Origin of the sequence: Filomicrobium insigne (assembly GCF_900104305.1) — a bacterium.
GTDB classification, from domain to species: domain Bacteria; phylum Pseudomonadota; class Alphaproteobacteria; order Rhizobiales; family Hyphomicrobiaceae; genus Filomicrobium; species Filomicrobium insigne.
Map to the genome: position 1 here is coordinate 14688 of NZ_FNJC01000003.1, position 11951 is coordinate 26638.

Here is an 11951-nt window from a genome sequence, read left to right on the forward strand (position 1 = left end):
TCTGATCGGGGGGAAGACAGCGCTAAAGGGTCCTGGGGGCTGCGCCGCGCCTGCCGGTAAGCGCAGCCCTTTGATGTCTAGAGCAACTTGAGCCTTACCGGCTCACGTCTTCCCGGAAAATAAGGTTGGGCGCCGCCGCCGCGACCACATCAAGCCCGCGAACAGCGCCACGAGTAGTGGCCCGGCAGCCAGATTGAGCACCGTAATTTTCTGACCCAACCGCTCGACGTCATCACGCATGCTTGCGCGGATGCGTCGTAGATCACGCCGGTATGGCAACAACGCCTGACTGAGTTGATTCACACGCGCGCGAATCTCGTCAGGTAGTTGCTCGGTGCGCGAAGCACTGGCAAGTTCGAGAACTTTGCGAATATCACCTTCCACCCGCGCGATGCGCGTGATGAGCTTGCGCTCCTCTTCCTGATATCGTGCGCTGGCGTCGCGCAGCATTTCAGCGACACGTGTGAACGGCCGAGCAAGACGGCCCCGTGAGCGGATCCCGATCAGCCGAGGATTTCCTGCTGCATGCTCGATCATGTTAAGCAGAAACGTAACGTTGTCGTTCAGAGGACGGCTCAAGTTCCGATCGCCGACAGTAACGTTTTGCAGGGCCATTGGGTCGTATAGCCAGTCTGCATCACTAATGGCAAACACGCTTGCCGCATTGGTTTCAGCACGATGGTGCTTGGAGTCTTTGCCGTCTCCCCCAGTGGCGCCGAACGCGCTCTTGAACGGGCCACCTAGAGCCACCGCGATAACGCGTGGCTTCCCGTCGGGTTTGAACTGCGCTTCCAATCTAGCGGGATCGCCATTCTTGAAATCCTCTCTGGGCAGCGTCCCGGAATCTTCGGTCGTCGTAATTAAGGCGACGGCGTTGTCGCGGCCTGTGAGCTCGAATGAGCCGGCTTCCCCGAATAAGAGATCATTGAGGCTCGCAGTGACGGGATGAGCGGATGAAACGCGCGATCTCGGAACGCGGAGCCAGAACGGATAATTCAGTTGCTGCTGATCTTTGCCGACCACAGGCGAGGCCAGCTGAGAGTCGCCAACGATGCCCTCACCGAGAAAGCGGGCACCATACGTCAGAAGTAAATCCGAAATGTCGTTGATCACTTCTGATGGCTGCGGGACCACTGCGGCATTCCCGCTGTTAAATCTCGCATGTGGGTCGATCATCACGATCAGCCCCTTGCCCGCCATCACATGCTGGTCGATCTGATAGAGCAGGTCCGATTTGAGTATCGTCGCGTCCATGACGATCAACGCATCGAGATCCTCAGGAAGCGTGTCTGAGAAATGCGGGATAATCGCCACATCATATTGGCGTTTCACGTCCTCCAGGAATGCCAGGCCCGGCCGCGGTTCGGTTGCATTGCTCGGGGTCAACGCAGGCGAGATGATGCCGATGCGTGGTGTCCTGTCGCGAGAGAGGTTGTCGATAGCCAACGCGACATCATACTCAAGAAGTTCGCTGCGCTGCTCGTCGAAATACGAGATCACGCCCTGCCGATCTCCACGGTGAAATACAGCGCCTAAAAAGAAGTTGTCGCCCGATGACATGGGCACCCTCCGCACCCCGGCCGCGAGCGCCGTTTCCTCGGCGTCGCTATCGGGACTTACGTCATGGGTTCGGATTGTAATGTGTCCGTCGGACAGGGACGCCAACTGGAACAAAATCCGTTCGACGCGATCCGCGTGGAGGCGAATGCTTGCCGGAACGCTTGCTTGCCCTTCGCTCCAATAGAAGTCGACGGCAATGCCTTCAGGCGTGTTGCGGGCTATGGCACGCGTCTCATCGTGCAACGTGAACTCGCGGGCATCCGTTAGGTCGAGAGTAGTCGGTAGGCGCAATGTTACGGCAATGACGACGGCAGCAGCCCCTGCGAGAAGTACGACAGTCGCAGTGTCACGGCCCGCCCGAACAAATTTAGCTTTTCCGGCGAGACGGCGACGAGCCATCGCTAGCGTCGTTGCCAATAACGCAAGCCCCGTTGTGAGGACGAAGTAAAGAACGGCGGCGAGCTCTATCCGCCCGGCCGCCATACGATCCAGCCAGTGTTTCGGACTCAGGAACACTAAGAGAGCGGATAAGGGCTCAGCAAAGGTGCCACTCAGCAATCTGCCGAAAACGTCCCAACCAAAGAGGGATAGCAGTACAAGAAACCCGAGCCCAACAACATAGGCGCTGACTGGCTCTCGAACGAGAGCAGCCGCGAAGAGGGCGACCGCAAAATAGACCGCCAGAAGGCCGAGTGCCCCGAAATAGCCTGCAGCAACGACGCCCCATTCCGGATCACCGAGATAGGCGATCGTGAGGACGAATGGAAACGTGCAGAGAAGCGAGACGCACAGCACACTGAGGCCTGCTGCCCATTTGCCCACGATGATAGCCGAGCGTGCCAACGGCATGCTGAGCGTCAATTCCAGAGCGCGATCGCCCGGGTCATCGGTAAAGGCGCGCATGGCGAGCGCGGGGACGAAGACGAGCGCAACCCACGGCAAGAACGTCCATTGCAGGGCAATACTCGCAACGTCCGTTGCATAGAAGTTGGCGATCAGAAAGATACAGGCGTTGAGCGCGATTAGAAAACCGACCTGAAAGATCGCTGTCACAGGGGCATAGATGAACTGCCGCCATTCATTGCGGTACACCGCGAAGACATCGCTGATCCAGCGTCCGGACTTCGAGGTCGGCCTGCTCTCGGAGGGTAAGCTTGCACTCGTCATGGCATCACGGCACAGCGTGCGCGGCGCCGGGTTGCGTCAGGCGTAAGAACGCGGGCGCAAGCCGGCCGGACGCATCGACCACGTCGGCTTTTCGGGTATCGGCAACGACGCGTCCCTCAGCGAGGAGGATCAAATGATCACACAACTCTTCGGCCTCTTCGAGAATATGTGTCGACATCAGGATGGTTTTACGTGAGCTGAGTTCCGCGAGCAATTTGCGCAGGTGCGTCTTCTGCAAGGGATCCAGGCCATCTGTCGGTTCATCGAGGATCAACACCGGTGGATCGTGTATGAGCGCTTGCCCCAGCCAGGCGCGTTGTCGCCATCCTTTGGAGAGCTGGCCGAGTGTCTGTCCGAGCGCGGGCCCAAGCCCGATCATATCCACGACTCGGGAGATGGCGTCCCGACACGGCTTTCCATGAAAACCGCGAGCTTCAGCAGCGAAAATGAGAAACTCTAAGATTGTGAGGCTGGTAAATCCGTTGGCGGCTTCGGGAAGATAGCCGAGACATGCGCGTGCTTCGAGCGGATTGCGATCAATGTCATAGCCGCCAATGCTTGCGGTCCCGCGGTCGGCCGCCAAGCATCCGGTGAGAAGTCGCATGGTGGTCGACTTACCTGCACCGTTAGGGCCCAAAAAGCCTATTACCGCTCCCGGTTCCGCGCTGAAGCTGACGTCCTTGACAACATCATGCGCAGCGAAGCTCTTACAAAGTCCCCGGGCCTCGATCTGCATATAGGAGTACGTATCCTCTGCATCAGCAGTAATCGCGGGCGAGATATCACTGATCGGACATGAAGCCCGCGATTATGAAAAACACCACGCTAAGCACAGTGAGGACGTATCCCACCACCGTCAAGGAGCGTGATGCTTTTGTGGGTTCGTCCGGCTTCGCCATATAGCTGCCGGCCGTAACGAGAAGCGCACCGGTGATCGCCAATGCGATGACCACCGGGCGCTGCGTTATCAGAGCTAGAAACTCTAGCACGTGTTTCTACTTCCGTAACTTCTTCTACCGATCCGACTAGGCATTCGGCTGTGCAGTGTAGTTCTCGGTGAAGTCCGAAGACACACCCGTCGACGAGAAGCTGCGCATCGCCTCGTCATGCAGGATGCTCATAGCCTCGCGTTTATAGTCATAAGCTTCTTGCGAGTTGAGCATCGAGTAGTGACGTGGGCGCGGCAACCGGATGTCGATCACCTTGCGGACCTGCGCTGGCCGGTTGGACAGAATAACCAGACGGTCTGCGAGGAAGATCGCTTCATCGATTTCTGAAGTCACGAACAAGTTCGTACGGTGGTTTTCTTCAAACAACCGCAAGAAGAATTCCTGCATCAGACCACGAGACATGGCGTCCAGACCACGGAACGGTTCGTCCATGATCAGGATGCTTGGCTTGTTGATCAGCGCGCGTGCAAGTTCTGCACGGCGTTGCATGCCGCCCGAAAGCTGAAGGGGATACTTGTGCATGAACTCATAAAGACCAACCTTCGCCAGCAGGCGTTCGGCTTCGTCTTTAAGTTCCTTGCCCCGCATGTCTCCGCGCAGCTTGGGACCAAATACAACGTTTTCGTACGTGGTCTGCCACGGCATCAAAGCCGTTTCCTGGAAAACGACCATGCGGTCTTTGCCAGGTCCCGTTACGCGCTTGCCGTCCAGTAGAATCTCACCGCTGTCTGGCCGTTCGAAACCGGCGATGAGATTGACCAACGTGGACTTGCCGCAACCTGACGGCCCCACCACAACGGTGAGGTCGCCCGGCGTTAGCTCAAAGCTAATGTCCTCGATAACGGTCTGCTCGTCCCACTCTTCACCGTAGGACTTGGAAACGTTCCGCAACTCGACCTTGGACTTACCAATGGCATAGTCCTTGGACGCGGCGGCTGCTCCTTTGGAGTTCTCTTGTTGCATTTTTTGCTACCTTTTCTTGAACACTCGGTCACGAATTATGGACACGAGGTCAGAACATCCGTTTCCAGGGCATGAACCAGTCTCCGAGCGCACGGATCGCGGATGATGACAGGAAGCCCGCAATACCGATCGAGATCATGCCGACGACGATCTGCGTAAGCGAGCCGCCCATGTACGAGTTCCAGATGAAGAACCCGAGGCCGCCGCCACCCTGCGTACCACCGCCCGAGATCATCTCGGCCGCAAGAACGACTTCCCACGTAATACCCATGCCGACTGCAGCACCGGTGAAGATCGAAGGCAGCGTAGCGGGCAGGACGATCCGCGAGAACAGGTGCCACTGCGATGCGCCCATGGACTGCGCGGCGCGCAGGTAGCGAACATCGATAGATCTTGCGCCACCAAGCACGTTGATCACGATCGTAAAGAACGCACCAAGGAACGTAACGAATGCGATCGACATTTCGTTGGTGGGCCAGAAGATCAGAGAAGCGGGAACCCACGCCAGCGGCGGAATTGGACGAAGGATCTCAAAGGGTGGGAAGAACAAGTCGCGGAAGTACTTGTTCACGGCAAGAAGCAGGCCGAACGGAATACCGAGGGCCATAGCCACCAAGAAGCCCGACAAAACGCGCCGGAAGCTTTCATACCAGCTGTTCCAGTAACCAGCCTTCGGTAGAACCTCGAGCCAGGCAACTGCGACATCCGTTGGTGGAGGGATGAGACCGACAAAAGGAACGGTCCATGCTTCACCGAGCCATTCGTCCATCCGGGACCCAACTTCCCAGACACACAGGAACACGATGACGGCGGTGACACCGCGCCAGAAAGAAACATTTTGGATAAGTTTCTCCAGCTTCGAGCGGCGACGCGGCAATGCGTAGGCGCCTGAGCTGGATTGTGCGACATCAGTCATGACTTTGTTTCGACTCCCCGCTCTTAGTTACGCAAGCTCGCGTTCGCCGGCTTCGAACGCTTTGATTGCTTCTTCGTGGACGGCTTCGTTGACTTCTTCCATGAGCACCCGGAATTGCTCGGAGGATTGCACGGCGTAGGAACGTGGCCGTGGAATGTCGACGTTAACCGTCTTCTTCAATTGGCACGGACGTGTCGTGACGATATGCACCTTGTCGCCAAGGAAAATTGCTTCTTCGAGGTCGTGGGTAATGAAGAAGATCGTCACCTTCGTGCGGTCATAGGTCTCGAGCAGTGACTCGTGCATGATAGATTTCGTCAGCGCGTCCATCGCTCGGTACGGCTCATCGAGCAGCAGAACTTTGGGATCGTTGATCAATGCGCGTACGATTTCGGCACGCCGTGCCATACCTGATGACACTTCGCCCGGATACTTGTTGCCAACGTCGCCGAGACCAGCGTCGGCAAGCATATGTCGAGCCTTTTCCATCGCGAGGGACTTGGACAGCGCGCCCTGCACGATAGGACCGTAGGCAACGTTTTCAGCCAGCGTTTTCCATGGGAACAGAGCACCGTGCTGGAACACGACCATGCGATCTGCGCCCTGTTTGGCTTTTGGCTTGCCTGGACCGCAAAGAAGTTCGCCATCCAGACGGATTTCACCGGAGGTAATGGAGTGGAAGCCGGCGATCGCGTTGAGTAGGGTTGTCTTCCCGCAACCAGACGGCCCGACGATCATGCAGACTTCACCGCCTGCAATCTCCATGGAGGCATTGTCAACGGCCATCACGTTGACGCCCTCGGGATCGTAAATCTTGGTAACGTTGCGGATGCTGATAGCGCCCTTCAAAGCTTGCTCAGGCTTCTTATGCGGCGTTCCAGCTTCGGAAAATGGAGCGGACACGTTCATGAGATTTCTGTGCCTTTCGACTTTTATGTTTTCGATCAGCGACCTTGAAGCGCGAGCTCGCGCACGTGCCACTGCATGAGATAGTTACCCAGGCTGCGTACCAGGATGGAGGTAAGCCAGCCGATGAGGCCTAGCGTGAGCATGCCGATCACCATCGGAATGGTGACGCTGTTCACGTAGGAGTCGACGATGAGATAGCCGAGACCGTGATCACCGGAGACCATTTCAGCAGCAACCAGCGAGAACCAAGCCACACCGATTGAAATCTGAAGGCCCGTAAAGATGAATGGCAGAGCTCCGGGAACGACGACGTTCTTGAAGATGTCCCAGTTGCTGGAACCAAGGCAGCCGGCGGCGCGGAAATACTCTTCGTCGATCGACTCCACGCCAAGCATCGTGTTGAGCGTGGTAACGAAGAGCGAAGCCAGCGTTGCCAGGAAGATAACGGGTGCCTCAAAGCCTGGGAGCATGAGAATAGCCAATGGAACCCAAGCAAGGATAGGAATTGGCCGGAGCGTCTCAAGAATTGGGAAGATATAATCCCGGATCTTCTTAGACCAGCCCATGAAGAGCCCCAGAGGAACACCTACGCCGGTGGCGATTGCGAAAGCGATCGCGATGCGCCGACAGCTCACATAGATGTGATTCCAGTAGGCTTCCGTGAAGATGGAAATACCCTGGAAGGGCTCGGGCGAGAACCAGTCGCGGGCGACTGCGACTGGACCGGGGATCTTATCAAAGCGGTCTACGCGTAGTCCCTCGCACAATAACCAGTAGACGAAGATCCACAGGCCGACACCGGCGATCGTGAGGTACGGCGTCGGAGTAGAAAAAGATTTCTTCAGCCGGTAAAGAAATAGCGCGAACCCCTTGGGAGGGGCGGTGCGCCGCGTATTTTTTGATTTTGATGCTGCTTGAGCCATGGTGAAGCGCACTTTCCAGCTTTAGGACTCGCCGTTTAGGTCGAGCTTTTGGGGCGTAATGCGGCCCGGTTTCTTTCTGTGTCTTAGGGGTGGTTTGTGAGCCGGATTGAGTGTCGCGCGTCTTCGACGTCTTTTTCACCCAATCCGGCCACTTTAGGTCGGAGCCTCCGCAAAGGCTCCGACAATCGGCTTCGGCTTACTGCTTGAAGTCCGACATGGGGCGCGTCTTGACCTCACCGAGAGGCGCCGACAGCCCCCGCTCTTTCATCAGTTCCTCGGCAAATTGGAACTGCATGGCGTCAGGCCGAATTTTCTCTTCGGCTGCGGGCTTTTGAGGCAGGCTGTACAGATACGCAGTCGCATCATCAAGAAGCTTTTTCACGCGATCCGTTGCAACAAAATCGAGCCGAATCTTGGTCTGACCCACCTGGGGCTCAGCGCCGCCGTAAAGAGCAGCCCACAAAATTTTACGGTCGATTTGCTCGGTTTGCTGCTCTGCCATCTTCGAAACGGCGTCGGCATTGTTGAGGTCAGCAAGAAAGAGCTGCGCGTCAAGCTCGGCATTGAGCCAACCTTTAACGACGTCAGGGCGTTGTTGGATCAGGTCATTGAGCATGACCATGAAGCCGCCGTCGACAATGTCGAAATCTTCACCCGAAGCCACGCGGCGGGCGATACCCTTCAGCTCGATCTTGCTGGCTGTGGGTTCCCAGATGGCGGCGGCATCAAGCTTTTTCGCTGTGAAGTTGGTGGTGATTACCTCGATGCTCTGGTTCAGGTACCGCTTTGGTTTGATGCCCGTAATGTCGAACGCGCGACGGGCAAAACGGTCGGTGCAGGCGCCGAACGGTGCGGAAATGGTTTTGCCATCCATCCACTTGACCGCATCCGTACCGGACTTGAATTCCGGGGCGTCGTTGCGGACGAGAAAGATGTTGCACTGTTGCTTCGAGGTACCCAGCGTGGAGACGATGCGGATATCGGTGCCGCCACGGTTGGGAAGGTTGCGGAATGTGGCAGCGATCGCCGGCATATCGCCGACATACCCGATGTGCTGCTTTTCACCGGTCATCGCGTTCACGATAACCGCACCCTGCAGACCGACTTGGAAATCAGCCGTAGAGCCTTCAGGTAAGTATTTCTTCCAGAGTTCTTTGCCGTTGACGACAATACCGGACCAAGAACCCGTGTAGTACGGCTGATAGCCTACGACGAGATTAACCGGTTCTCCGGCCTTGCCAAACTGAACATCGGCGGAGCTAGGGGCCGACGCAAGCAGCATAGCTGCCGACGCGAGGGCAGCTGACGTAACGCTTTTCGCAAACAATTTCATTCGTTTCCTCCAGAAACATTGTGTGACAGCGCCAAAGCTTCTTTATTTTTTTATTCAACTTTTCGGATGACGGCGGTTTGCGCTTTGCCCGTCACCCAGCTTTGGGCGGTTTGTTTTTTTGCCTTTCTGTGCAGTTCTCCCTTCTATGCATCCCCGACGATGCGGTTGAGTTCAACGCGGCGGCCATCTTATTGTTTTTAAACGATAAATACCGCCTCTATTCGGTCGTGTTTTCAGTGTCTGCACGAGTGCTTAACGACACTGAGACACTGCAAAGCAATTCCTGATCAGAACTCGCAAAGTGAATCCCGCAACGTGGTGCAATTGCGCCGTGTAAAACCATGACCTGTAAAATTGTTCGTTTTGATCTCCTCATATCTCAAGCCTATCAAGGTTGGGCCAACATCCATATTGCCGAATATGATTAGCCTTCCGTCGCTCGCCCCTGCGGAGGCGCGAGCCCGTAGAATGAGCCCGGTTTGCGGGGCTTTGCAAACCCAAATTACCCTCGGCGAACCAGCTAATATCTGATTTGCAAGTTCGATCATGTGATAGGAACTTTTAATCCCATCGATATGGCGACTCCCACTCTTCTTTGTTATTTAAGATAGACATGAACCGGCCGTGTATCCGCCAAGTGTCTGCAGTGATTGATACTTGGAGACTGGAAAACACGGAGCGGCGGCGGAGGCGGCCGATAGTCGGCCTTCCGAAGGATTTGTCTGCGACATGCGTCCGCGCGACAGGAATTAACATCCGGACGCTTGAGGAGGAACTGATGCCAGCAAGGAATCACAGTCAGTGGACCGCGGAACCACCGCTCCAACAGGGTGAGTGGGTTGATAGCCGGATCTACTCGGACCAGGAGATCTTCGAGGAAGAGAACGAAAAGCTCTTTAAGCATATTTGGGTGCCCGTTTGTCACGAGTCTGAGCTGCCAAATGCTTACGACTTCCGCACGACGAGCATCGCGCGTGAGCCGATTATTATCGTTCGTGGTGCCGACAATGAAGTTCGCGCCTTTCTGAACGTCTGTCCGCACCGTGGCATGATGATTGAGCGTCGCCCGTCAGGTAGCTTCCTCGAGGGGCAGCCGTCCGGTAACCCCAAGCGCATGACCTGCATGTTCCACGCATGGCAGTTCGACATGAAGGGCAACTGCGTATACGTCGCCCGTGAGCAGGAAGGTTATCAGGATCGTCTTTGCAAAGAGAACGTCGGTCTCCGTCGTCTTCGTTGCGAAGTTAAGTTCGGTGGTTTTGTCTGGGTCAACCTGGATGATAGCCCAAAGGTGTCGCTCGAAGAGTGGGCTGGCCCCGCATTCGAATGCCTCCGCGAGACGCTCGATGCCGAGCCGCTCGAGGTTTTCCACTATCACAAGGCGATCGTGAATACGAACTACAAGCTGTGGCATGACACCAACAGCGAGTTCTATCACGACTTCATGCACTACCATAACCGCGTGACCGGCTTTAACGATGCGTACTTCGCACGCAAAAACGAAGCCTTCGATAACGGTCACGTTGTTGTTGGTACGTTCACCGTGAACTACGAGAACTACGAAGGGTTCGAAAGCCGCGCGGAACTGTCGTTCCCGCATCTGCCGCCGAACCAGTGGTACATGATCGACTTGTTCCCGGGCTTCAACTTCAACCTGCGCGGTTCTGCGCTGCGTTGTGACACTGTTACGCCCTTGGGTCCCAATCAGGTTTTGATCGAGTTCCGTGGGCTTGGCTTGAAGCGTGATACGCCGGAAGAGCGCATGACGCGTATCAACCACCACAACTCCATCTGGGGTCCGTTCGGTCGTAACCTGCACGAAGACCTTGTTGGTGTTGTTGGTCAGGGCGCTACGATGGCTCCAAAGTCTGAGCCCCGTCGCATTCTCCATGGTCGTCAGGAAAACCAGACGATCCACGACGAGAACGGCATGCGTCACTACTACGAAGAGTGGGGCCGTTGGATCAACCGTTCGCCAACGAACCCGACGCAGCCTTACACGCCGCGCGCCGGGGCTGCTGGTGACGCTGCAGTAGCAGCGGCTGAGTAATCCCAGGCGGGCTTGTGCCCGCCTGCATCGGGCGGCCCGGCATTGGGCCGCCCGTATTGATCACCGCAAGCGTACTTTGAAAGATGACAGTCAGCAGAGATCTACGCCCGTATTGACGGATCTCTTCTACGCACCCGGGATACGGGTATTGACTGTCGGCACTTTGGCTTCTTGGGAGGACCACTAATGAATAAGAACGGCGCAGACGCCGCATCGAAAGTGCGCGATACGATCTATCGCGCGACTGTTGCGCTGGATGATGAGAAGTGGAACGACTGGCTCGGTCTTTGCGACGAGAGCTTTCATTATGCCATCACGGCCTTCAGCCCTGAAATCAATAAGGACATGATCTACCTGCAGGGCAGCCGGAAGGAGATGGAAACCCTCGTAAGCCATCTGCCGAAGCACAATACGGACCATTCCTGGTTGCGTCGCCACACGTCCGTCTACACCGTGGATGTCGAAGATGATAAGGCGACCGCGGTTAGCTCGTTTGTCGTCTATATGAACGTGTTGGATGGCTTCAATTCGCATATCGAGGCCGGTGAAAGCCGCCTGTTCCTGACCGGCAAGTACTACGATACGTTTAAGCTGGACAACGGTGAGGCCAAGTTTGTGAAGCGGGAAGTCAAAATCGACAACCGCCGCCTCGATAAGGGTTCGCACTGGCCAATCTAAGGCCGCGATCCTACGCCCTAGAGCAAAAAGCTACTATTCTGGGATGACACCGTCCGTATCGGGCAGCGAACAAAGCTGCCCGTTAGGCGCCTCGTGTCCGAAAGGGAAAACTTATGAGCTGGATCAAAGTGTGTGCGGCTTCGGACGTACCAAAAAACACCTGTCACAAGGTGTGGGTTGAGGGCATCTCGGTGCTCGTCGTCAACTATGGAGAGGGGTTCCGGGTTATGCCGCCGATTTGCCCTCACATGGAAGAACCGCTGGAAGAGTCCGGTGTCGTCGCGAATTGTGTGCTTACATGCACCAAACACCTGTGGGCGTGGGACTTGCGCACGCTCGAGATGGACGGTAGCGAGACTGAGAAGCCGTTGAAGACCTATGACGTCAAGGAAGAAAACGGCGACGTCTATGCCTTCATCGAGGGTGAGATCGTCTATGAGTTCGACGACGAAGACGATATGGACGACGACTCCTTCTTCACGAACGCCTAACGCGAACGGGG

General features: G+C 56.3%; 11 protein-coding genes. 3 read left to right on the forward strand and 8 right to left on the reverse strand.

The window, feature by feature from the left end:
- Window positions 1-102 precede the first annotated feature (102 nt).
- The 8 genes from BLS30_RS10220 to BLS30_RS10255 all read right to left on the reverse strand — a co-directional run bounded on the left by BLS30_RS10220 (window position 103) and on the right by BLS30_RS10255 (window position 8721).
- Entirely contained in the window at window positions 103-2727 is a 2625-nt protein-coding gene (locus BLS30_RS10220; protein ID WP_090228636.1) for a Gldg family protein, read from the reverse strand.
- A gap of 4 nt (window positions 2728-2731) precedes the next feature.
- Window positions 2732-3463: an ABC transporter ATP-binding protein gene (locus BLS30_RS10225; RefSeq protein ID WP_052743866.1), complete on the reverse strand. Its 732-nt coding sequence runs from the start codon at window positions 3461-3463 to the stop codon at window positions 2732-2734.
- Window positions 3464-3509: 46 nt separating this feature from the next.
- On the reverse strand, window positions 3510-3716 hold the full coding sequence (locus BLS30_RS10230; protein ID WP_046479272.1) for a hypothetical protein: 207 nt from the start codon (window positions 3714-3716) through the stop codon (window positions 3510-3512).
- Window positions 3717-3752: 36 nt separating this feature from the next.
- Window positions 3753-4640 carry an ABC transporter ATP-binding protein gene (locus tag BLS30_RS10235; protein ID WP_046479271.1) on the reverse strand — a complete coding sequence of 296 codons (888 nt, stop codon included), beginning with the start codon at window positions 4638-4640 and terminating at the stop codon, window positions 3753-3755.
- A 49-nt stretch (window positions 4641-4689) separates the two neighbouring features.
- A complete protein-coding gene (locus BLS30_RS10240) occupies window positions 4690-5556 on the reverse strand; it encodes an ABC transporter permease (protein ID WP_046479270.1) in 867 nt (288 codons plus the stop codon).
- A gap of 27 nt (window positions 5557-5583) precedes the next feature.
- Window positions 5584-6465: an ABC transporter ATP-binding protein gene (locus BLS30_RS10245; RefSeq protein WP_090228642.1), complete on the reverse strand. Its 882-nt coding sequence runs from the start codon at window positions 6463-6465 to the stop codon at window positions 5584-5586.
- Between the two features lie 35 nt (window positions 6466-6500).
- Complete coding sequence (locus tag BLS30_RS10250) at window positions 6501-7388, reverse strand: ABC transporter permease (protein WP_046479269.1); 888 nt, start codon at window positions 7386-7388, stop codon at window positions 6501-6503.
- A gap of 196 nt (window positions 7389-7584) precedes the next feature.
- Complete coding sequence (locus BLS30_RS10255) at window positions 7585-8721, reverse strand: type 2 periplasmic-binding domain-containing protein (protein WP_090228644.1); 1137 nt, start codon at window positions 8719-8721, stop codon at window positions 7585-7587.
- A 778-nt stretch (window positions 8722-9499) separates the two neighbouring features.
- Here BLS30_RS10255 and BLS30_RS10260 point away from each other — a divergent pair.
- From BLS30_RS10260 to BLS30_RS10270, 3 genes are all read left to right on the forward strand, one after another.
- Window positions 9500-10771, forward strand: coding sequence for an aromatic ring-hydroxylating oxygenase subunit alpha (locus BLS30_RS10260; RefSeq protein ID WP_046479267.1), 1272 nt, complete (start codon window positions 9500-9502; stop codon window positions 10769-10771).
- Between the two features lie 186 nt (window positions 10772-10957).
- On the forward strand, window positions 10958-11449 hold the full coding sequence (locus BLS30_RS10265; RefSeq protein ID WP_046479266.1) for an aromatic-ring-hydroxylating dioxygenase subunit beta: 492 nt from the start codon (window positions 10958-10960) through the stop codon (window positions 11447-11449).
- Window positions 11450-11562: 113 nt separating this feature from the next.
- Window positions 11563-11940, forward strand: coding sequence for a Rieske 2Fe-2S domain-containing protein (locus BLS30_RS10270; RefSeq protein ID WP_046479265.1), 378 nt, complete (start codon window positions 11563-11565; stop codon window positions 11938-11940).
- The last annotated feature ends 11 nt before the right edge of the window (window positions 11941-11951 follow it).